Source organism: Streptomyces reniochalinae, assembly GCF_003323735.1.
GTDB classification, from domain to species: Bacteria; Actinomycetota; Actinomycetes; order Streptomycetales; family Streptomycetaceae; genus Streptomyces; species Streptomyces reniochalinae.
Window position 1 is genome coordinate 41,570 of record NZ_QOIM01000027.1, and the last position, 22,057, is coordinate 63,626.

At 73.2% G+C, this 22,057-nt stretch carries 17 protein-coding genes; 9 read left to right on the forward strand and 8 right to left on the reverse strand.

The features are described 5' to 3' along the window. Positions 1 to 121 precede the first annotated feature (121 nt). Positions 122 to 1,510 carry an MFS transporter gene (locus DQ392_RS09205; RefSeq protein ID WP_114015048.1) on the reverse strand — a complete coding sequence of 463 codons (1,389 nt, stop codon included), beginning with the start codon at positions 1,508 to 1,510 and terminating at the stop codon, positions 122 to 124. A 256-nt stretch (positions 1,511 to 1,766) separates the two neighbouring features. Here DQ392_RS09205 and DQ392_RS09210 point away from each other — a divergent pair, with 256 nt between their 5' ends. Beyond that, the gene (locus DQ392_RS09210; protein WP_114015049.1) at positions 1,767 to 2,600 is read left to right on the forward strand and encodes an alpha/beta fold hydrolase; all 834 of its coding nucleotides are present in this window, start codon (positions 1,767 to 1,769) and stop codon (positions 2,598 to 2,600) included. A gap of 68 nt (positions 2,601 to 2,668) precedes the next feature. On the opposite strand, the gene DQ392_RS09215 is transcribed toward DQ392_RS09210, so the two are convergent. Both DQ392_RS09215 and yczE read right to left on the reverse strand, forming a co-directional pair. Beyond that, entirely contained in the window at positions 2,669 to 3,469 is an 801-nt protein-coding gene (locus DQ392_RS09215) for a glycerophosphodiester phosphodiesterase family protein (RefSeq protein ID WP_114015050.1), read from the reverse strand. Then, positions 3,466 to 4,251: a membrane protein YczE gene (yczE, locus tag DQ392_RS09220; RefSeq protein WP_245981283.1), complete on the reverse strand. Its 786-nt coding sequence runs from the start codon at positions 4,249 to 4,251 to the stop codon at positions 3,466 to 3,468. Before yczE ends, DQ392_RS09215 begins: the two co-directional genes overlap by 4 nt. A gap of 48 nt (positions 4,252 to 4,299) precedes the next feature. Here yczE and yczR point away from each other — a divergent pair, with 48 nt between their 5' ends. Beyond that, entirely contained in the window at positions 4,300 to 5,898 is a 1,599-nt protein-coding gene (gene yczR, locus DQ392_RS09225) for a MocR-like transcription factor YczR (protein ID WP_114015051.1), read from the forward strand. Here the strand turns inward: yczR and DQ392_RS09230 are convergent. From DQ392_RS09230 to DQ392_RS09240, 3 genes are all read right to left on the reverse strand, one after another. Continuing rightward, positions 5,886 to 7,475: a hypothetical protein gene (locus DQ392_RS09230; protein WP_181856351.1), complete on the reverse strand. Its 1,590-nt coding sequence runs from the start codon at positions 7,473 to 7,475 to the stop codon at positions 5,886 to 5,888. The genes yczR and DQ392_RS09230 overlap by 13 nt on opposite strands. 116 nt (positions 7,476 to 7,591) lie before the next feature. After that, positions 7,592 to 7,786, reverse strand: coding sequence for a hypothetical protein (locus DQ392_RS09235; RefSeq protein ID WP_114015052.1), 195 nt, complete (start codon positions 7,784 to 7,786; stop codon positions 7,592 to 7,594). A 278-nt stretch (positions 7,787 to 8,064) separates the two neighbouring features. Beyond that, positions 8,065 to 8,790 carry a YoaK family protein gene (locus DQ392_RS09240; RefSeq protein WP_181856352.1) on the reverse strand — a complete coding sequence of 242 codons (726 nt, stop codon included), beginning with the start codon at positions 8,788 to 8,790 and terminating at the stop codon, positions 8,065 to 8,067. A gap of 116 nt (positions 8,791 to 8,906) precedes the next feature. Between DQ392_RS09240 and DQ392_RS09245 the strand changes: the two genes are divergently transcribed. The 7 genes from DQ392_RS09245 (at position 8,907) to DQ392_RS09275 (ending at position 19,121) form a co-directional block, all read left to right on the forward strand. Next, on the forward strand, positions 8,907 to 10,253 hold the full coding sequence (locus tag DQ392_RS09245; RefSeq protein WP_114015054.1) for an amidohydrolase: 1,347 nt from the start codon (positions 8,907 to 8,909) through the stop codon (positions 10,251 to 10,253). Positions 10,254 to 10,337: 84 nt separating this feature from the next. Then, complete coding sequence (locus DQ392_RS09250) at positions 10,338 to 11,528, forward strand: acyl-CoA dehydrogenase family protein (RefSeq protein WP_114015055.1); 1,191 nt, start codon at positions 10,338 to 10,340, stop codon at positions 11,526 to 11,528. A gap of 179 nt (positions 11,529 to 11,707) precedes the next feature. Continuing rightward, positions 11,708 to 13,951 carry a serine/threonine-protein kinase gene (locus DQ392_RS09255; RefSeq protein ID WP_114015056.1) on the forward strand — a complete coding sequence of 748 codons (2,244 nt, stop codon included), beginning with the start codon at positions 11,708 to 11,710 and terminating at the stop codon, positions 13,949 to 13,951. 110 nt (positions 13,952 to 14,061) lie between these two features. Further along, positions 14,062 to 15,165 (forward strand): NAD(P)H-dependent flavin oxidoreductase, encoded by a 1,104-nt coding sequence (locus tag DQ392_RS09260; RefSeq protein ID WP_114015057.1) that lies wholly within the window; start codon positions 14,062 to 14,064, stop codon positions 15,163 to 15,165. A gap of 76 nt (positions 15,166 to 15,241) precedes the next feature. Beyond that, complete coding sequence (locus DQ392_RS09265) at positions 15,242 to 16,783, forward strand: acyl-CoA synthetase (protein ID WP_114015058.1); 1,542 nt, start codon at positions 15,242 to 15,244, stop codon at positions 16,781 to 16,783. A 160-nt stretch (positions 16,784 to 16,943) separates the two neighbouring features. After that, positions 16,944 to 18,398, forward strand: a complete 1,455-nt coding sequence (locus DQ392_RS09270; protein ID WP_114015059.1) for an amino acid permease — start codon at positions 16,944 to 16,946, stop codon at positions 18,396 to 18,398. Positions 18,399 to 18,416: 18 nt separating this feature from the next. Then, entirely contained in the window at positions 18,417 to 19,121 is a 705-nt protein-coding gene (locus tag DQ392_RS09275) for an alpha/beta fold hydrolase (RefSeq protein ID WP_114015060.1), read from the forward strand. A 27-nt stretch (positions 19,122 to 19,148) separates the two neighbouring features. Here the strand turns inward: DQ392_RS09275 and DQ392_RS09280 are convergent, their stop codons facing one another. After that, on the reverse strand, positions 19,149 to 19,955 hold the full coding sequence (locus DQ392_RS09280; RefSeq protein WP_114015061.1) for an SDR family oxidoreductase: 807 nt from the start codon (positions 19,953 to 19,955) through the stop codon (positions 19,149 to 19,151). A 216-nt stretch (positions 19,956 to 20,171) separates the two neighbouring features. After that, a complete protein-coding gene (locus DQ392_RS09285) occupies positions 20,172 to 21,803 on the reverse strand; it encodes an acyl-CoA synthetase (RefSeq protein ID WP_114015098.1) in 1,632 nt (543 codons plus the stop codon). Positions 21,804 to 22,057 lie beyond the last annotated feature (254 nt).

The window sequence follows — 22,057 nt, forward strand, 5'->3', positions numbered from 1 at the left end:
CCGGTGACCGGTTTGTCACAAATGACAGGAGATGTCACCCACTGTTCGCATCTCTTCTGCACGCAGTAACGGTCAGTCCGGTGGGCCAAACGCGTACACTACCGGCCCGGCACCCTCAGGTCTAAATCCGTCCCGGTGCGACATTGCCCACGGCGGCCGCCGCGCGCCGCACGGGTACCCGCGCCAGCAGGACGAAACCGAGGGCGAAGAAGACCACCAGCGACAGGATCGCGTACCGGTAGTCGCCCGTCAGCTGGAAGGCCAGCCCGAACACCAGCGGCCCCAGCCAGCTGGTGCCGCGGTCGCTGATCTCGTACAGCGCGAAGTACTCCGCCTCCTTGCCCGCGGGCACCAGATGCGAGAAGAGGGAGCGGGACAGCGCCTGGCTGCCGCCCAGCACGAGACCGATGCCCACCGCCAGCGCGTAGAACCACACCGGCTCCCCGCGGGGCAGGAAGTAGCCCGCGGCCACCGTCACCGTCCAGGCCACGAGCGAGCCCAGTATGGCGCGCTTGGCGCCGTACCGGGCCGCGATCCTGCCCAGCAGCAGGGCGCCCGCCACCGCGAGGACCTGCACCAGCAAGATGGCGCCGATCAGCGTCGTCTGGTCGAGGCCGAGGCCCTCGGAGCCGTAGACCGACGCCTGGGTGATCACGGTCTGGATGCCGTCGTTGTAGAGCAGGTACGCCAGCAGGAAGAGCAGGGTCAGCGGGTAGCGGCGCAACTGTCTCAGCGTTCCGGCCAACTGGCGGAACCCCTGCCCGAAGGAGGCACGGCCCGCTTCGCGCCGCGCGGCGACGGGCCGCTCCCGCAGGCGCAGCAGCGGTACGACGGTGAAGACGGCCCACCACAGGCCCGCCGACGCCAGGCAGATCCGGACGGCCACCGACTCGGCCACGCCCAGCGCGTCGTGGCCGAGGAACAGGCCCAGGTTCGCCACCAGCACGAGCGCCCCGGAGCCGTAGCCGAACGCCCAGCCGCGCGAGGAGACCGCGTCGCGCTCCTCGGGCGGCGCGATCTGCGGCAGGAAGGCGTGGTAGAGCACGACCGAGACGGCGAAACTGACGTTGGCGACCACCAGCAGCACACCGCCGAGCAGATAGCGGTCGCCGTCCAGGAAGTACATGCCCGTCGTCGCTCCGGCGCCCAGGTAGGCCGCGGCCCCCAGCAGCGGCTTCTTGCGTCCGGTGCGGTCGGCGAACGCGGCGGCCAGCGGCATCACGAGCACCGACAGCAGCACGGAGGCCGAGACCGCGTACGGGAAGAAGGAGCCGGCGCGCACCGGGATGCCCAGCGGGTGCACGTACCCGTCCGCGTCCGCCGCCGCCTTGGTCACCTCGGTCAGGTAGGGGCCGAGGAAGACGGTGAGCACACTGGTGGAGAAGACGGAGTTGGCCCAGTCGTAGAAGTACCAGCCGCGCTGCTCGCGCCGCCGCTCCCGTACGTCGCCGAACTCTCCGGGCTCCGCGTCGCCTCCGCCCTGTGGCGCCTGCGCCGTGACCGTGCCCATTCCGCTCCTCCCCGCACCCCGTTTCCCGGGTTTCCCGGACCGCGTACCGACCGCAGGGCGCTCTTCCGCCGATCGTCGGACGATCTTTCGAACCGGTGCCGGGAGACTACAGTCCGCCTCTCACCGACCGAAAAGCCCCGCTGCTCTCGCCCGGGCGTCTGGCAGGCTGAGCGGCGCCCGCACTCCCTTGCGGGCCCGCTTCCCCTCCGGGGACCCGCTGATCCGTCCCCCTCGGCGCCGTAAGGAGTGCCCCGTCGTGCCACAGGACCGCGAGCAGCGACAGGGCGCGTCCGGCCCGGCCGAGCGCACCGCCACCGTCGGCGGCCGCCGCGTCGCCTACCTGGACTCCGGCGGCCCTGGGCCCGTACTGCTGGCCCTGCACGGCCACTTCGGACGCGGCCGGATCTTCGCGCCGCTGGCCAGGGCGCTCGCGGGCCGCTACCGTCTCCTCGCCCCCGACCAGCGCGGCCACGGCCGCTCGGACCGGGCGGACACCTACGCTCCCGCGTCCTACGCCGACGACGCCGCGGCCCTCCTGGACGCGCTCGCGATCCCCTCCGCCGCCGTGCTCGGCCACTCCATGGGCGGCGCCGTCGCCTTCGTCCTCGCCGCGCGGGCCCCTGAGCGGGTCTCCGCCCTGCTCGTCGCCGACATGACCGTGCTCAACCGGGAACCCGAAGCGCACCCCGTGCTCGACTGTTCGACGTGGCCGCGCCGCGCCGTGAGCCGCCGTGCGCTCGGTTCCGCCATCGAGGCGCACGGCGTCCCGGACGCGGGCTACTTCCTGGACGGCGCCGCCGCGTTCGACGACGGCTGGGGGCTGCTGTGCGACACCGGCGACATGATGGCCTCGCAGCGCGCCTTCGCCGGGGACCTGAGCGCCTGGTGGCGGGCTTCGGGGCAGCCGGCGCTGCTGATGCGCGCCGAGCACAGCTTCATGCTGTCCGAGCGGGTGGCCCGCCGGATGGCCGACGCACGCCCGCGCACCGAACTGGTCACCTTCCCCGGCTGCGGCCACTGGCTGTACGAGGACGACCCGGAGGGGTTCGCGCGTGCCGTCGGGGGCTTCCTCGACCGCGCCGTCGGCTGAGCGCCGCCTTCCGCGCCGAGCCTTCGGGGTCCCCGACCCCGGCCGGTCGCCGCGCTCCGCCTGTCTCTTCAGCCCCGTATCCAGGCGCCGCGTTCGGTGAAGACCTCGCGCAGCATCTCCAGATGGTCGGTCATGATGCCGTCCACGCCCAGGTTCAGCAGTGCCTCGGCGCGTGCGCGGTCGTTGACCGTCCACACGTGCACCTGGAGCCCGCGCGCGTGCGCCGCCCGCACGAAGGCGCGGTCCACAACCCGTATCCGACCGTGCCGCTCGGGCACTTGGGCGCACCCGGCGCCTCTCGGCAGCCGCCAGGGCAGGCGGTAGGCGCGCATCCGCAGGGCCAGGGCCCCGCCGGTGCCCAGCGACGTCAGCAGCCGCGGCCCGGCCAGCGCCCGCGCCCTGGCCACCCGCGCCTCCTCGAACGAGCCGACGCACACCCGGTCCCAGGCGTCCTCGCGCTCCAGCAACTCCAGCAGGGGGACGAGCGCGGCCGCGGCCTTGACGTCGATGTTCCAGCGGACGTGCGGCAGCGAGCGCAGCAGGTCGGCGAAGAGCGGTATCGGCTCCCGGCCCGCGACCCGGGCCCTGCGCACCTCGGTCAGGCTCAGCCCGGCGATCGGACCGCTGCCGTCCGTGGTGCGGTCCAGTGTCGCGTCGTGGAAGGCCACCAGGGCGCCGTCGGCGGTGGTGTGGACGTCGGTCTCCATGTAGCGGTAGCCGAGCTCGGCGGCGCGGGCGAAGGCCGCGTGGGTGTTCTCCAGGCCCGAGGCGGCGCCGCCCCGGTGCGCGAAGGCCAGCGGCGTCGGGTGGGCCAGGAAGGGATGCGCGGGGCCGGGGGAACGGCCGTCCGTCGGTCGTACGTTCGTCACCGCCGCAGTATCGCGCGCCGCTGCCGGCCGCCTCGGGCCACCACCCGGGAGGTGCCCTCTGTGCTGTTCGTACCGGCGCCCGCGGCGCCCTCCGTACCGGTGCCTCCGGCGTCCCGCTGCGCGGGCAGGGCGAAGACGCGGAGGAAGAACTGGGCGAGCGGACCGATCGCCAGCGCGTACAGCACCGTTCCCACGCCGACGGCGCCGCCCAGCAGGATGCCGCTGATGAGCACCGCCACCTCGATCCCCGTCCGCACGAGCCGGATGGAGCGGCCCGTGACCTTGTGCAGCCCGGTCATCAGCCCGTCGCGGGGCCCCGGGCCGAAGCGGGCCGAGATGTAGAGGCCGGTCGCGGCGCCGTTCAGCACCACACCGCCGACCAGCAGCGCGATCCGGAAAGCGAGCGCCTCCGCGTGCGGCAGCAGCCACAAGGTGGCGTCCATCGACAGACCGACCAGGAAGACGTTGGAGACCGTGCCCAGTCCGGGGCGCTCCCGCAGCGGCCACCACAACAGCAGCACCAGCGCGCCGACGGCGATCGACACGGTGCCGATGGACAGGCCCGTGTGCTCGGAGACGCCCTGGTGGAAGACGTCCCACGGGTCAAGCCCCAGCTCCGCGCGGACCATCAGCGCCGCGCTCGCCCCGTACAGCACGAGACCCACGTACAGATGGACGAGCCGGCGGGGCAGGCGCCTGCCGGAACTGCCGGAACCTCTCGATGTGGACAAAGACCTACCCCTTCTCGTGCCGGTGGACCGTCTCGTGGCACTCTGTGGCATGGAAGCAGGCCATTTCTATGGCCAATCTCGGAGAGGTGGACCGAAGAGATGGCGCACTGGAACTCCGCGGTGGGCGCCGTGCAGCTCGCACGGCTCCTGGGCTCGCAGCACTCGGTGCGGCGGGAGACCCAGGGGGCGGCGAGGGACCTGATCGCCCAGGGAAGCGTGCTGACGAGCGGGGGTGCCGCCGGCGGATCGCGCAAGGTGCCCGCCTACCGTTCCCTGGCCGACGGCCTGCGGCTGCTCGTCCTGGAGGGCCGTATCCCCGTCGCGACCCGGCTGCCCGCCGAGCGGGAACTCGCGTCCGCGCTGTCGGTGAGCCGTACCACCGTCGCCGCGGCCTTCGAGGCGCTGCGCGCCGACGGATTCCTCGAATCGCGCCGCGGCTCCGGAAGCTGGACCGCCGTGCCGGCGGGCAAACCACTGCCCACCCGCGGACTCGACCCCCTCCCGCCGGAGAACGAGGGCACCGTCATCGACCTGGGCTGCGCCGCGCTGCCCGCGCCCGAGCCGTACATGAGCGAGGCGTTCCAGCGGGCTCTCCCGGCCCTGGCCCCCTACGCGCACACCCACGGCGACTACCCGGCGGGGCTGCCCGTGCTGCGGGAGACGGTCGCCGCGCGCTACACAGCGCTGGGTGTGCCCACCATGCCGCAGCAGATCATGGTCACCACCGGTGCCATGGGCGGTGTGGCCGCCCTGGCCCGGCTGCTGGTGCCGCGCGGGGAGCGTATCGCCGTCGAACACCCCTCCTACGCCAACATCCTGCAACTGCTGCGCGAGACCGGCGGCCGCCTCGTCCCCGTGCCCATGGCCGACCGGCTCGCCGGGTGGGACCTGCCCGCCTGGCACCGCACACTGCGCGAGGCCGCGCCCCGGCTCGCCTACGTCGTCGCCGACTTCCACAACCCGACGGGCGCCCTGGCCGACGCCGAACAGCGCCGCGAGCTGATCGGCGCGGCCCGCGCCTCGGGAACGGTCCTCATCGCCGACGAGACCATGGCCGAACTCCCGCTCGGGCCGCCGGGGGCCACCGGCACCCCGGCCACCGGGTCCCCGGGCCTGGAGATGCCTCCGCCGATGGCGGCCCACGACCCCGGCGGCTCCACCGTCATCACCGTCGGCTCCGTCAGCAAGTCCATCTGGGCCGGGCTGCGCATCGGCTGGATCCGCGCCGCACCCGAGGTGATCCGCAGCCTCACCGCGGCCCGCGCCTACGCCGACCTGGGCAGCCCCGTCCTCGAACAGCTCGCCGTCAACGAACTGCTGTCGGGCGACGGCTGGGAACAGGCCGTCACGCTCCGCCGCGAGCGGGCCAGGGAGAACCGCGAAGCGCTCACCGCTGCCGTACGCGACCTGTTGCCCGACTGGGAGTTCACCGTGCCGCGCGGCGGCCTCACCCTGTGGGTGCGCACCGGCGGCCTGTCCGGATCCCGGATCGCCGAGGCGGCCGAACGGCTGGGCGTGCGGGTGCCGTCGGGCCCGCGGTTCGGTGTGGACGGCGCCTTCGAGGGGTTCGTCCGGCTCCCGTTCACCATCGCCGAGCCGCTCGCCCGGGAAGCCGCGGGACGGCTCGCGGCCGCCGCAGACCTGGTACGCTCCGGCGCCCCCACGCCCTCCGACCTGCCCCGCTCCTACGTGGCCTGACCCTCCCTGGGAGGGGCGACCCGGAACGCCGTGGCCGCCGCACCGTCACCCGTGGCGGGCTCGTGCACGGACGCGGGCAGCAGCTCACCGACCGCCAGCCGCTCGGGCTCACCCACCGTCTCGTCCAACGGGTCGGGGGTGGCGGGCACCTGGAGCCGCAGCACCGGCCCCTGGCCCAGCCTGGCGAACCCCCGGCCGCGCGCCACGTGCGCTCCCGGGCCGGTCTGCGGCGCCTCACCGAGCACGGCCCCCGCCTGCCCCGGCGACACGGAGCCGAGCACCACCCTGGCCCTGGTGTGCGCGAAGACCGTGTCCGTGAGCATGTCCAGATCGTCGAACTGCTCGGCCACCACGACGGTCACTGAGGCGGCGCGGCCGTGCCGCAGCGGAACCCGCAGCAGCTGCTGCGGGTCGATCCTCTCCTCGGCGTCCGCGAGATGGCTGAGCGCCGATGGCCGGTCCAGCACGATCCACAGCGGCTGCCTGGCCTCCTCGGGCACCGGTTCACCGCGCTGCCGAGCCCTGCTGGTCACCAGCAACCTCCGCTCGGTCTCCCGCGCCGCCCACTCCAGCGCGGACAGCGCGCCGGGCAGTGTCGACTCCACGCCCAGCACCCCGTGGCGCGCCGCGAAACAGGAGAACTCGCCGCCCCCGTCGCCGTCGACGAACAGCACCTCGCCCCGGTGCAGCGCCTGGAGCGCGAGCGAGCGCAGCAGCGAACTCGTCCCGGCCCCCGGCGTTCCCACGGCCAGCAGGTGCGGTTCTCTCGCGCGGTGCCCGGTGCGCCACACCACGGGCGGCACGTCGAAGGGGGCGGCCTCCCCCAGAAAGTGCACGGGGACGGTGCGCCGGACCTCGTAGCCGTCCGTGAAGCCGAGCACCGTCTCGCCGGGCGCCGTGACGAACGGCCGCGCCAGTACGCCGGTGGGCAGCGGCGCGAGTGCCGCCATCTCCAGCCGGTTGCCCTCCTGGTCCCAGCTGAAGCGGTACTCGCGGCCCCGGCCGGTCTTGGCCGCCAGCACCCGCTCGACCCGCTGCCGCTCCTCGGGCTCGCCGTCGAGGAAAGCGGCCGGATAGCTCAGCAGCAGTTCGCTGATCCGCCCGTCGCGGAACGCGAACTCCTCGAAGACGCGCTCCCATGCACCCCCGGGTACGTACAGCGGCTCGTGGTGCGGATCGTCCGCCGGCGCGAAGTAGGGCACCAGCGCCTCGTAGAGCGCCCGCAGGCGCGCGCACTCCTCGTCGCTGGGCCCCCGGCGCTCCGCCGGTCCCGCCGCGCCCTCCCGCCCATACCACCCGGCGGCGGCCAGCAGGCCCAGCGCCGCCAGCACGGGACCGAAGGGCAGCACCCACACCAGGGCGCCGCACGCCGCGACGGCGAACAGCGCGGGACCGCGCCGTTGCCCCGGCGTGCGGTCCCACCAGGCCCTGCCCCGGACGGCGAGGCACCGCACCCCGCGGCAGAGCACCAGCAAGGGGTGCAGCACGTCGAGGAGTCCTTCGATCCCCGCCCGCGCCGCACCCCGCTCGGCACCTCGTGCGCCGCGCCACGGCAGTGGCTGTGTCTTCCCAGTCATCGGAGTCTCCGGCACCCTCGGCCTCATCGGCGTCTTCGCCCACCGGCCCACGCCCAGCTCCTCCCTGGCCTGCCCGCCGCGGGTCCGCCGCGCTCGCTGCGGACCCGCGCCGACGCCTAGAACTTGATGCCGCCGAGGAGGCTCGCCAGGCTCTCACCTCCCGCTTTGATGCCGGGTGCCATCGCGGTGCCCGCGATGTAGAAGCCGAAGAGGGCGCACACCAGCGCGTGGGAGACCTTGAGATTGTCCTTCCGGAAGAACAGGAAGACGATCAGGCCCAGCAGCACGACACCCGAGATCGAGAGAATCACCAGTACTCCTGATGTAGGGGACGGTCACCATGAGTTTCACCAGCTTCACAGATCGTGTGCTCGGTAGGAAACTCGCATTTGGGTGATTTAATGCCTAACGCCCCCGAACGGGTCGTGTCGCTGCCGGGGCCATGGTGGAACCCCCTTCTCGTGGCACACCGCGCAGCGCCCGCCGAAGCGGACACCGGGACCGGGCCCGGCCGCAGGTCTTCGCCCCGTCGACCCGCCTACCCCCGCGACCCCCGCCGTCCCTCCGGTGACTGCCGCCTTCCTTCCGGTCACTGCCGCCTTCCCGGCGCCCGCCGCAGACCTGTGCGTACCGCCGGCAGGGCGGTCCCGACCGCGGCGGCCCGCTGGCAGGCCAGTGCCGCCAGGAGCAGGACGACCGGACACGCGAAGGCCGCGGGTGCCGCCACGACCCGCAGACCCGAGGCCGCCGCCCCGCCTCCCACGACGGCGACCAGCCGGATCCCTGCCCAGGTGCTGGGCGGCGGGCCGCCCGCGGGCAGTTGGGCGAACAGGGCGGTGAGCGTGCCGGTGAAGTACGTGCTCGGCGCCGCCATGGAGCCGCCCGCGAGCATGGCCGAGGACTGGAGGCCCATCGCCGTCGCCGCCGTCACCAGCAGCACGGTCCGCCACTCTCCCTGCGGGGCGCCGTCCGAGGCGGCAGCCGCCCCGGCGAACCCGCCCAGCAGGAGCACCTCAAGCCACAGGCACCCCACGACCCGCTGCGGCCAGCCGCCGGCCCCCGCGCCGGTGTCCGCACCGCGGCACACCCTGGCGGCCAGTACGGTGCCCACCACGTACCCGGCCAGGGCGAGCGCGGCGGGCAGCCCGCGTGCGCCGCCGCTGCCCGCGGTGACCCCCATCAGCACGAGATTGCCCGTCATCACGCCGGCGAACACATGGCCGAGTGCGGTCAGCGCCAGCGCGTCCACGGAGCCGGACGCGGCCGCCAGGAACAGCACGGAACACTGCGCACGGGCGTTCATGCTCTCGGCCATCCCGTCACGGTAGGCCGCGCCCGCGCCGCCCCCGCCGCCGAACCGCCGCGCGGCGAACCCCCCCCTTGCCCGCCCCGAGGCCCCCGGGGCACACCTCTCACGGAAAGGCCCCTCCCATGACCGACGACGCCGGCGGCCCGACCGCATCCGGCGGCTCCCGTGAGCCCGCAGACTCCGCCGACCCGGTGACGGCCTCGGCCGCCGAAGCCGTGCTGGCCGGGCTCGGGGACATCCGCGAGAGCCTGGAGGGTTTCTACAAGGACCTGCACCAGCATCCGGAGCTCGGTTTCCAGGAGCACCGCACGGCGGGCCACGTCGCCCAGGCGCTGAACGAGTGGGACTACGAGGTCACCGAGGAGGTCGGCCAGACGGGCGTCATCGGCGTGCTGCACAACGGCGACGGGCCGACCGTCCTGCTGCGCGCGGACATGGACGCGCTGCCCGTGCGCGAGCAGACGGGCCTGCCCTACGCCTCCACCGCGACCGGAACCGACAGCGACGGCGTCGAGCATCCGGTGATGCACGCGTGCGGCCACGACGTGCACGTCACCTGCCTGCTGGGCGCGGCCCGGCTGCTCGCGTCCCGCACCGACGCCTGGCAGGGCACGCTGGTCGTGCTCTTCCAGCCGAACGAGGAGAACGGTTCGGGGGCCAGGGCGATGGTCGACGACGGTCTCGCCCAGCGGATTCCGCGCCCCGACGTGGCGCTGGGCCAGCACGTGCTGCCCGCGCCCGCCGGATGCGTCCTCACCAGGTCCGGCGTCATGATGGCGGCCTCGGACAGCCTTCGCGTCACCCTGCACGGGCGGGGCGCACACGGGTCCATGCCCGAACGCGCGATCGACCCGGTGGTGTTGGCCGCCATGGTCGTCGTCCGCCTCCAGACCGTCGTGGCGCGCGAGATCTCCGCCACCACGCCCGCCGTGGTCACCGTCGGCTCGATCAGAGCGGGCAGCGGACCCAACATCATCCCGGACACCGCCGAGCTCCAGCTCAACGTCCGCTCGTTCGACGAGGAGGCGCGCACCCGCGTCCTGGCCGCCGTCCGCAGGATCGTGACCAGCGAGTGCGCCGCCTCCGGAGCGGAGGGCGACCCGGAGTTCGAGACCCTGAGCGAGTTCTCCGTCACCGACAACGACGAGGAGCCGACCAGCCGGATCGCCGCCGCGTTCGAGGCGTCCTTCGGGCGGGACCGGGCGCTGACGGCCGGGCTCGTCCCGGCCAGCGAGGACTTCGGCGAACTCCCCGCAGGACTCGGGTGCCCGTCCAGCTACTGGGGCCTCGGCGGCATCGACCCCGACACCTACCGCAAGGCCGAGCGCGCCGGGACCGTCGACCGGGACATCCCCAGCAACCACAGCTCCCGCTTCGCACCGGTCGTCCAGCCCACCCTCGACATGGGCGTCCGCGCCCTGGTCACCGCCTCCCTGGCCTGGCTCGCCCCGCGGCCGAAGGGCAGTTGACCTCACCCCGCGCGCATTTCCTTCTCCTGCAACACGTTCTACTCTGTGCGCCGCTACGGGGACCCGTCGTGGAGCGGAGGGGCCGTGTATCTCGACTACACAGCGGAACAGCAGGAGCTGCGCGCACAACTGCGCGAGTACTTCGCGCGGCTCGTGCCCGACGACGCGCACACGCGCTACGCCGAGCCGGCCGCCCAGAAGGAGTTCTACCGCCGCACCGTGCGGCAGCTGGGCCGGGACGGATGGCTGGGCGTGGGATGGCCGCGCGAGTACGGCGGCCGGGGGATGAGCGCCGTCGAACAGTTCGTCTTCTTCGACGAGGCCGCGCAGGCGGGTGTCCCGCTGCCGCTGATGGCCCTCAACACCGTCGGCCCGACCCTCATGCGCTACGGCACCGACGAACAGAAGGGATACTTCCTGCCCCGCATCCTTGCGGGCGAGCTCGACTTCGCCATCGGCTACAGCGAGCCCGAGGCCGGCACCGACCTGGCCTCCCTCACCACCCGTGCCGTGCGCGAGGGCGACACCGAGACCGGTCACTACCTCGTCAACGGGCAGAAGATCTGGACCACGAACGGGGACACCGCCGACTGGGTGTGGCTCGCGGTGCGCACCGATCCCCACGCCAAGCCGCACAAAGGCATCACCTTGCTGCTCGTGCCGACCAGCGACCCCGGCTACTCGTGCACCGTCATCACCACGCTCGCCTCCCACGACACCACCGCGAGCCACTACGAGAACGTGCGGGTGCCGGCGAGCCGCCGTGTCGGTGAGGAGAACGGCGGCTGGCGGCTGATCACCACCCAGCTCAACCACGAGCGCGTCACGCTCGCCGCGCACGGCACCATGGCGGTGCGCGCCCTGGCCGACACCCGGCGCTGGGCGCGACGGACCAAGCTCGCCGACGGCCGCCGCGTCATCGACCTGGGCTGGGTCCGCACCCGCCTGGCCCGCGCGCACGCCCGCCTGGAGGCGATGAAACTGCTCAACTGGCAGATGGTGGACGCGCTCGACAAGGGAGCGCTCACACCGCACGACGCCTCGGCCGTGAAGGTCTACGGCAGCGAGGCGCGCCGTGACGCCTACGCCTGGCTCATGGAGGTCGTCGGCGCCGCGGGGCCGCTCAAGGAGGGATCGGCGGGCGCCGTGCTCGGCGGGGAGCTGGAGCGCGGCTACCGCAGCGCCGTGATCTTCACCTTCGGCGGCGGGAACAACGAGATCCAGCGCGAAATCATCTCCTGGATCGGTCTCGGCATGCCACGGGTGCGGCGCTGAGCGTTGGTACGGCCCACCCGCGTGGTCCGTTCGGTGTACGAACACGTCACCGGCGCACCGAACCAGTCAAAGGCGACCACCCTGCCCCCCGGATGGCATACACGGGCAGGAACGAGGCAGCCATACTGAGCAGAGGGGGAGGGACGCGCACAGGACGCGACGACGGGGGCGAGACGGGGATGGTTCCAAGCACCCTGATCCAAGACCGTTACCGGCTGCTCGAGCTCATCGGGCGCGGCGGTATGGGGGAAGTGTGGCGGGCGCACGACGAGTCGCTGGGCAGGAGAGTGGCGGTCAAGTGCCTCAAACCACTGGCACAGCGCGGGGACGCCGCGTTCCTGCGCGTGGTGCGCGAGCGCTTCCGGCGCGAGGCGCGCGTCGCGGCCTCGTTGCAGCACAAAGGCGTCACGGTGGTGCACGACTTCGGTGACGACGAGGGCCTGCTCTACCTGGTCATGGAACTGCTGGAGGGGCGCAACCTCAGCCAGTTGCTGGAGGAGGGCAAGCGGCAACCGCTGCCGGTGCCCGAGGTGCTCGACGTCGCCGAGCAGGTCTCCGCCGCCCTGGCCTACACCCATGCGCAGGGTGTCGTGCACCGGGATCTGAAGCCGGCGAACGTCATGCGCACCGTGGACGGCACCGTCAAGATCTGCGACTTCGGCATCGCGCGCCTGGCCCACGACATCGGCTTCACCGCCAAGTTGACCGGCACCGGCATCGCCATGGGCACCCCGCACTACATGTCGCCCGAACAGATCGCTGGAACCGCCGTCGACCACCGCAGTGATCTGTACTCGTTCGGGTGCGTCCTGTACGAACTGGCCACCGGCGCGCCCCCGTTCGCGGGAGGCGACGCCTGGTCGGTCCTCGTCGGCCACCGTGACGCACCGCCCGAGCCTCCGCGCGCCCACCGGCCGGAGCTGCCGGCCCCGCTGGAGGAGGTCGTCCTGCGGCTGCTGTCCAAGGCCCCTCAGGAGAGGCCGGACGACGCCGCGGACCTGTCGGTGCAGCTCGCCGCCGCCAGGTCCTTCCTCCCCGCCTGGTCCGCAAGGCCGGCGGGTCACATGGGCCCCGTGGCGGACCCTGCGGTCTTCATGGGCCCTGCGGTCTCCGTGGGCGCTGCGTTCTCCGTGGGTCCGGCGGCGGGCGAGGCGGTGGAGTGGGGCGGCCCGGCGGCACGGGAGGACCCGGTGGCGTGGGAGGACCCGGTGGTGCGAGAGGGCCAGGGGCCGGGGGAATCGGGCCCGGGCGACGTGCGGAAGGACGAGGCCGCCGCGGAAGGGCGGCCTCCCGGCCCGGGGAGCGGCCCCGGGGAAGCCGCGCCCCTGTGGACGCCCGGGTGGGCTCGTGGCATGGGCGGTGGGCTGCCGGCCCATGGTCTGGTCGCACGGCGGACACCGCCGTGGGTCGGGGCCGAACAGAGCGGGCTCACCGGGCAGTGGACGGGTGAAGGGCCCGCCAGGCCGCCGAGCGCCGACGTGGCGTCGGCGGCGGCTGTTGCGGTGAGCGGCGGCGGCCCCCGCGCGCTCTCCGCCGAGCCCCGCGCGCTCCCCGCCGAACCGCGTTCGCCCGGCGCGGGGAACGCCGCACCCGCCGCCCCCCGCCCCCTGGCGCCGGGCCCCGCTGCCGTCCGCCGCCCCGCAGCCCACCCGCCCGGGACAGCCCGCTCGTCCGGTGGCGTCTGCTCGTCCGGTGGTCTCCACTCGCCGGGCGGCGCCCACCCGCCCGGTAGCGTCCCCCCGCCCGGTAGCGCCCACTCGCCCGGTGGCGGGCGCCCGCCCGCCGGCGCCCGCCCCGCGCCGTCGCCCGCGCTGCTCGCCGTCCTGGCGAGCAGGCACAGCGCGGGGGAGAGCCTGGGGCGCCTCGGCTGCTGGGCAGAGGCGTACGAGGCGCACGCCGCGGTCGCCGCCGAGCGCCACGCTCTGCTCGGTGCGTGCCACCCCGACACCCTCACCAGCCGGTTGGCGGCCGGTCACGCGCTGGGCCGGCTCGGCCGCTGGGAGGAGGGCTGGGAGCTGTGCCGGGGCGTGGCGCTGGACCGTGCGCGGATCTTCGGGGACGAGCACCCGCACACGCTGTCGGCCCGCGACGAGAGCGCCGGCTGTCTGCGCCGGCTCGGCCGTGCCACCGAGGCCCTGGAGCTCAGCCGCGACCTGGTCGCGGCGCGGACCCGGGTGAGCGGCCCGGCAGCCCCGGAGACGCTGCGGGCCCTGAGCGGGCTGGGCGCCGGACTCGGCTGCCTCGGCCGCTGGGAGGAGGCGCTGGACGTGCACCGGCACGTGACCTCACTGCGCCACCGTGTGCTGGGCCCCGCCGACCCCGAGACCCTGGCCAGCAGGAACGAGGAGGCGCACTGCCTGGAGCGGCTGGGCCGCGGCGAGGAGGCCGCGCGGGTCTACCGGGCCCTGGCGCTGGAATCGTGAGGGAGCCGGGGGGCCGGCTCGCGTCGCGCGGGCGCGGCGCCGCCGACGAAAACTGACGCCGCGTCAGGAAAGGTCTTCCCTCCGATACCCGGCTGCGGCATCCTGCGCCCATGCAGACGCAGCTGAGCACCCAGCTGGGAGCAGAGCACGCGCTCTTCGGCTTCACACCGTTCCCCGCCGTGGCCGCCGCGCTCACCCGCGCGGGCGGATTCGGCGTGCTGGGCGCCGTGCGGTACGGCGCCGCCGACGACCTCAGACGCGATCTCGACTGGATGGAGGCACACACCGGCGGGCTGCCGTGGGGTCTCGATGTCGTGATGCCGGCCAAGAAGGTCGAGTCGGTCACCGAGGCGGATGTCGAGGCCATGATCCCGGAGGGGCACCGCCGGTACGTGCGGGAGGTCCTGGACAGATACCAGGTCCCCGGTCTGCCGGACGGCCAGGACGGCGGCTGGCGCATCACCGGCTGGATGGAGGAGGTCGCGCGCGGCCAGCTCGATGTCGCCTTCGACTACCCCGTCAAACTCCTCGCCAACGCGCTCGGCTCGCCGCCGCCCGACGTGATCGAGCGGGCCCACCGGCACGGCATCCCCGTCGCCGCTCTCGCCGGCAGCCCCCGGCACGCCGAGCGGCACAAGGAAGCGGGCATCGACATCATCGTCGCGCAGGGCTACGAGGCCGGCGGTCACACCGGGGAGATCGCCACCATGGTGCTCACGCCCGAGGTCGTCCGCGCCGTCTACCCCCTCCCCGTGCTCGCCGCGGGCGGTATCGGCAGCGGCGAGCAGTTGGCCGCGGCGCTCGCGCTGGGCGCCCAGGGCGCGTGGCTGGGGTCCGTGTGGCTGACCACCACCGAGGCCGACCTCGGCTCGCGGGCCCTCACGCGCAAACTGCTGGCCGCCACGGCCGGGGACACGGTGCGCTCCCGGGCGCTGACGGGCAAGCCGGCACGGCAGTTGCGGACCGACTGGACGGACGCCTGGGAGCCGGGGGAGGGGCCGGGGCCGCTCCCGATGCCCTTGCAGGGCCTGCTGGTGGCGGAGGCCAACTCGCGGATACAGCGGTACGAGGTGGAGCCGCTGCTGGGCACGCCCGTCGGGCAGATCGTCGGGTCCATGAACAGCGAACGGTCGGTCCAGGCCGTCGTCGACGACCTGACGCGCGGGTTCGAGACCGCCGTCGCGAGGCTGAACGGCATCGCGGGCGGCGGCTGAGGGCGGGTCCGCGAGGGAGCGGGCCCGCCGGGCGGGGGACGGGAAGAGAGCGACGCAACCCAGAAGGGAGCCCGAGATGAACGCACCCAACGGGTTCTGGGCGCAGGCCCAGCGGGACCCGGGGCGCACGGTCCTCATCGCGCCGGGCGGTGACCAGTGGTCGGCCGACCGCCTGCGCGCGGAATGCGACAAACTCACGCACGGCCTGCGGGCGGCGGGCCTCACGGAGGGCGACGCGTTCGCCACGGTGCTGCCCAACGGCCCGGAGTTCCTTATCGCCTACCTCGCCGCCACCCAGGCCGGCTTCTACCTGGTTCCGGTCAACCACCACCTGGTGGGGCCGGAGATCGCGTGGATACTCTCCGACTCGGGGGCGAAGGTCCTGCTGGCGCATCCGCGGTTCGCCCACGCCGCGACGGCGGCGGCGGACGAGGCCGGGTTACCGCACGGGCGGCGCTATGCCGTGGGCGGCGCCGTCGACGGCTTCCGCGCCTACGACGAACTGGTGCGCGGCCGGCCCGGGACGCCGCCGGAAGGGCGCACCAGCGGCTGGGTCATGAACTACACGTCCGGCACCACGGGCCGCCCCCGCGGCATCCGCCGTCCGCTCAGCGGCAAGCGTCCCGAGGAGACGCATCTGGGCGGATTCCTCGGCATCTTCGGCATCCGGCCCTTCGACGGCAACGTCCACCTCGTCTGCTCGCCGCTCTACCACACGGCGGTCCTCCAGTTCGCCGGCGCGGCGCTGCACATCGGCCACCGGCTGGTGGTGATGGACAAGTGGGAGCCGGAGGAGATGCTGCGGCTCATCGACCGGCACGGGTGCACGCACACCCACATGGTGCCCACCCAGTTCCACCGGCTGCTGGCGCTGCCGGACGCGACCCGCAGGGCGTACGACGTCTCCTCGATGCGGCATGCCATCCACGGCGCCGCGCCCTGCCCCGACCACGTCAAGCGGGGGATGATCGAGTGGTGGGGCGGCTGCGTGGAGGAGTACTACGCGGCCAGCGAGGGCGGCGGCGCGTTCGCGACGGCCGAGGACTGGCTGAAGAAGCCCGGCACGGTGGGCAGGGCCTGGCCGATCAGCGAGCTGGCCGTCTTCGACGACGACGGCAACCGGCTCGGCCCGGGGGAACTGGGCACCGTGTACATGAAGATGTCGACCGGCGGCTTCTCGTACCACAAGGACGAGGACAAGACGCGCAGGAACCGGATCGGCGACTTCTTCACGGTCGGGGATCTGGGCTACCTGGACGAGGACGGCTACCTGTTCCTGCGGGACCGCAAGATCGACATGATCATCTCCGGCGGGGTGAACATCTACCCCGCCGAGATCGAGGCGGCGCTGCTCGCCCACCCCGCCGTCGCGGATGCCGCCGCCTTCGGTGTGCCGCACGACGACTGGGGCGAGGAGGTGAAGGCGGTCGTCGAGCCCGCCGCAGGGCACGAGGCGGGGGAGAGGCTCGCCGGGGAGATCCTGGCCCACTGCGTGGACCGGCTCGCGGGATACAAACGCCCCACATCGGTGGACTTCATCGCCGAGATGCCCCGCGATCCGAACGGCAAGCTCTACAAGCGCCGGCTGCGCGCCCCCTACTGGCCGGCCCGCTCCTGAGGGGGTCGGGGGCCACCGCGACGAACGATGCGCAAGAGAGACCTCGTGGCCACTTTCCACCCCTTCCTGTCACGGCCATGATGATCACGCGTGGTCGCGGGCCACCTGTCCGCGGCGGCGCCGTCATCGGCAATCCACGGCAGGAACAGGAAGAGGTCCTATGCCCGGGCTCTGGAGCGGGGAAGGCGTACTGCGCCGCAAACCCATCGAGCAGATCGAGGAGCCGGAAGGAGGATCAGGACAGCAGCTCACCCGCACGCTCGGCCTGCGCCATCTGACGGCGATCGGCGTCGGCGGCATCATCGGCGCGGGCGTCTTCAGCCTGGCGGGCACCGTCGCCAACGGCAAGGCGGGACCTGCCGTGCTGATCTCCTTCCTCATCGCGGGCCTCGCCAGCGCCTGCGCGGCCCTGTCCTACGCCGAGTTCGCCGGGCTGATCCCGAAGGCGGGCTCCGCCTACACCTACGGCTACGCGGTGCTGGGCGAACTCGGCGGCTGGTTCATCGGCTGGGACCTGCTGCTGGAGTACACCGCGATCGTCTCGGTGGTGGCCATCGGCATCTCCGGATACTTCTCGTTCCTGCTGGAGGAGATGGGCGCCTCGCTGCCCGCCTGGATGCTGGGCGCCCCCGGCACCGGCGACGGCCACCGGGTGGACCTGTTCGCCGCGCTGCTGTGCCTGCTGATCGCGTTCGCGCTGACCCGCGGCATCAAGAACGCGGCACGGTTCGAGTTGGTCGTCGTGGTCCTGAAGGTCGCCGTCGTCCTGCTGGTGATCGTCGTCGGCGTCTTCCACATCAAGAGCGGCAACTACAAGCCGTTCTTCCCCTTCGGTCTCTCCGGCGCCTTCACCGGCGCCGCCACGGTCTTCTTCGCCGTGTTCGGCTACGACGCCATGTCGACGGCGGCCGAGGAGTCGCAGGACGCGCAGAAGCACATGCCCAAGGCGATCATCTACTCGCTGGTCATCTCCATGGTGCTGTACGTGGCCGTGTGCCTGGTGCTGACGGGGATGCAGAACTACAAGGACATCGACCCGGACAGCGGCTTCTCCACCGCCTTCAAGTCCGTGGGTCTCAGCAGCGTCGCCGACATCATCGCCGTCGGCGCCATCATCGGCATCCTCACCGTGATGTTCACCTTCATGCTGGGCGTCACCCGCGTGTGGTTCTCCATGAGCCGCGACGGGCTGCTGCCCAAGTGGTTCGCCAAGACCGACCCGGTGCGCCACGTGCCCGTCCGCGTCACCTGGATCGTGGGCGTCGCCTCCGCCGTGCTCGCCGGTTTCCTGCCCATCGAGGAGGCCGCGGAGATGACGAACATCGGCATCCTGCTGGCGTTCGTCGTCGTGTGCGTCGCCGTGATCGTCCTGCGGTACCGGCAGCCCGACCTGCCGCGCAAGTTCAAGGTGCCCGGCATGCCCGTCGTCCCGCTGCTCGGGGTGGTCTTCTCCATCTGGCTGACGACCTACCTCTCCTGGCAGACCTGGGTGCGCTTCGGCGTGTGGTTCGCCGTCGGGCTCGTCGTGTACTTCGCCTACTCGTACCGCAGGTCCGAACTGGCCAAGCGTCCTGACGACACCGCGCCGCCGTCCTTCGAGAAGAAGGACTCGTAGCCGGGTACGGTCGCCCGTATGAGCGAAAACGGAACGCGGACGGTTGTCACGGACGGAGTCGCGCTCGCCTACCGTGCCTGGGGCGCGGAGACGGGGGTCCCCGTCGTGCTGCTCCACTGCCTCGGTGAGGACGGTGAGGACTGGCGCGGCCCCCTCGTCTCGGCGCTCGGCGGTGAGCACCCCGTCTACGCGCTCGATCTGCGCGGCCATGGCGGGAGCGACAGGACCGGTTGCTACGCCATGGCCGACTTCGTCGCCGACCTGCGCGGGTTCCTGGACGCGCTCGGTATCGGGCGGGCGATCCTGGTCGGGCACTCCTTCGGCTCGGTCGTCGCCTACCTCTTCGCCCAGGAGCACCCCAAGCGGGTGGACCGGCTCGTCCTGGAGGAGACCGGCGCGATGCGGCCGCTCGACCCGCCTCAGGAGGTGCCGGAAGCGCCGCGGGGCGCCCAGCTGTTCGACTGGGAGGTCACCGTCCAGTGGGTCGCCCAGCGCAACGAGCCCGACCCCGGATGGTGGGAACGGCTGGCGTCCATCACCGCGCCCACCCTGCTGGTGGGCGGCGGTGACCGCTCTCATCTCCCGCAGGAGGACCTGCGGGAGATGGCCGAGCGCATCCCCGACGCCCGCGTCGTCACCATCGAAGGCGCAGGCCATCTCGTCCACGAAGCCCGCCCCATGGAGTTCACCCGCGCGGTCCTCGACTTCCTGACCGAGACCTGACCCCGAGGGTGGCAGGCGGTCGCGCCCTCAGCCGGCGGCGGAGTCGAGAGGGGTGGGCCAGTGGCGGGGGCGCAGCAGGGCTTCCGTGCCGCCGTCGGCGCACAGGACGGTGCCCACGCAGAACGACGCGGCGGGGGAGAGCAGGAAGCGGACGGCCGCGGTGACCTCCGCGGCCCGTCCCGCGCGGCCCAGGGGGACGGGGTAGGCGGCCATGCCGTCCGCGGTCAGCGGATCGGTGCGGCCCGCCGCGGTCATCGGCGTGTCGATGGGCCCGGGCGCCACCGCGTTGAGCCGGATGCCGCTGCCCGCCCACTCGTGGGTGACCGCTCGCTCGCGCACGTACCAGGCCAGCGCTGCCTTCGTCGCCGGATAGGCGGCCACGCCGCCCGAGCGGTCGGCGAGGGCGCGCGCCCGGTCCTCGTCCCCTGCCAGGCACACTTTCGCCAGCTCCGTCGGCCAGCCGGGCTGGCAGGTCGCCGAGTTGGAGGAGACCAGCACGGCCGCGGGGCCGCGGGGCGAGCGCAGGAGCGCGGGCCGCAGCCCCTCCAGGAGCCGTACGGCGCCGAAGTGGTTCACCGAGACCATCAGCGACCCGGGGCGCCCGGTGGCCGCAGCGAGGCCCGCGAAGGGGACGAAGCCGTCGAGGGCACCGTCCGGGAGGAGTTCCCCGATCCGCCGCAGGGCCGTGCGGCGGCCGTCCTCCGTGGCGAGGTCGGCGGTCACCTCGGCGTCCGCCAGGTCGACCCCGATGACGCGGTGGCCTTCTCCACCGAGTTCGGCGGCGAGCGCGGCGCCCATGCCGGAGGCGGCTCCGGTGACGGCGTAGGTGGACACGGCTGCGGCCCTCCGGACTCAGGCGGCGGGATCGATCAGTACACGCGTGCCGCGGCTGTAGGCGGTCGGCTGCGCCTGTAGGCGGTCGGCACGCACGTGTCGCAATGTACGCACACCGACCGCACGCGCTCGCCCGCGCGTTCCACCTGCCGGGACACCGCCGTCCGCATCGGGTTCACCGGGTCGGGCTCCCGCGGTGGCCGCCCGGCCGGGGCGTCATGGAGGTGAAGCCGCCTCCTCGGCCGTGCGCCTGGCCCAGCGGTAGTCGGCCTTGCCGCTGGGGGAGCGCTGGACGAGGTCGCAGAAGACGACCGTGCGCGGCACCTTGTACCCCGCAAGCCGCCCGCGCGCGTGTGCGCGTACGTCGTCGCCGGTCAGCGCCCCAGCGCCGGCCCGCAGTTGGACGACGGCCGCGACGCGGTTGCCCCACCGCTGGTCGGGGACGCCCGTCACGAGCGCGTCGTAGACGTCCGGGTGCGCTTTGAGCGCCTCCTCGACCTCCTCGGGGAAGACCTTCTCGCCGCCGGTGTTGATGCACTGCGAGCCGCGCCCCAGTACGGTGACCACCCCCTCCTCGTCGACGGTGGCCACGTCCCCCAGCAGCACCCAGCGGGCGCCACCCGCCTCGAAGAACGTCTCGGCGCTCTTGGCGGGGTCGTTGTAGTAGCCGAGCGGCACGTGCCCGCGCAGGGCGATACGGCCCGTGCCACCCGGGGGCACGGCCTCGCGGGTGGCCGGATCCACCACCGCGATGCCGTCGTTGACGGTGATGCGAAAGCCCTTGGCGGGGCCCGAGTCCGCCGTCGCCGTGCCGTTGAAGCCGGACTCCGAGGAGCCGAAGTTGTTGATGAGCAGGGCGTGCGGCACCAGTCGCGCGAACTGCTCCCGTACCGCCTCGGAGAGGATCGCGCCGGAGCTGGAGACGGCCAGGAGCGAGGAGCAGTCGGTGCCCCGCAGCGGCCCCGCGAGGGCGTCCACCAGGGGGCGCAGCATCGCGTCGCCGACCAGGGAGACCGCTGTCACCTTCTCGCGCTCGACGGTGCGCAGCACCTCCTCGGGGGCGAACTTGCGGTGCAGCACCACCTTCTGCGCGTAGTTGAAGGCGATGAAGAGGGTGAGCGTGGAGGTCCCGTGCATCAGCGGGGGAGTGGGGAAGAAGACCAGGCCCTCGCCGCCCGCGGCCGCCCGCTCGGCCAGTTCCTCGGGCCGCGTGACGGGCTCGCCTGTGGGCGCCCCGCCGCCCAGCCCGGAGAAGAAGAGGTCCTCGGCGCGCCACATCACCCCCTTGGGCATGCCGGTGGTGCCGCCGGTGTAGATGATGAACAGGTCGTCGGCCGAGCGGGGCGCGAAGTCCCGCTCGGGTGAACCGGCAGCCAGGGCTCGCGCGTACGCGACGGGAGCGAGGGAGGGCTCGGGCGCTCCCTGCGGTCCGGTCCCGACACGCACGAGGTGGCGGAGCCCGCGGGTGTGCGCCAGGGCGCCCGCCACCCGTGCGGTGAACTCGCCGTCGAAGACGAGCGCGGCCAGGTCGGCGTCCCGGTAGAGGTAGGCCAGTTCGTCCTCGACGTAGCGGTAGTTCACGTTGACGGGAACGGCACGGATCTTGAGGCAGGCGAGCAGGGTCTGCACGTACTCGACGCCGTTGTATAGGTGCAGTCCGACGTGGTTGCCCGCGCGGACGCCGCTGTCGGCGAGGTGGTGCGCGAGGCGGTTGGCCGAACGGTCCAGCTCGGCGTACGTCAGTCTGCGCTCCTCGCCCGTGCCGGGGTGGTCCAGGTGGACCAGCGCCTCGCGCTCGGGCACGGTGTCGGCGATCGACTCGAACAGGTCGGCAAGGTTGTACTCCACGGCGCGCTCCTCCATGCCCGGGCCCCGGCGTACGTGCTCGGATCGGCGTACGGCGTTGGTGCGTTCCCCCGCGCGTGGCGTCCGGTGCCCGTCGCGGCACCGTGCGTCCGGCGCTCATCAGAGCACCGCGGCGCGAAGACGGGAAGAGCTCCGGCACAAGAAATGTGACGGCCTGTCAGAAAACTCTTGAAGTCCGCGCTCCGCTACTGCAACCTGTTCCAGGTCCGCGAGGCCGCGCCTCGGCCCTGGAGACA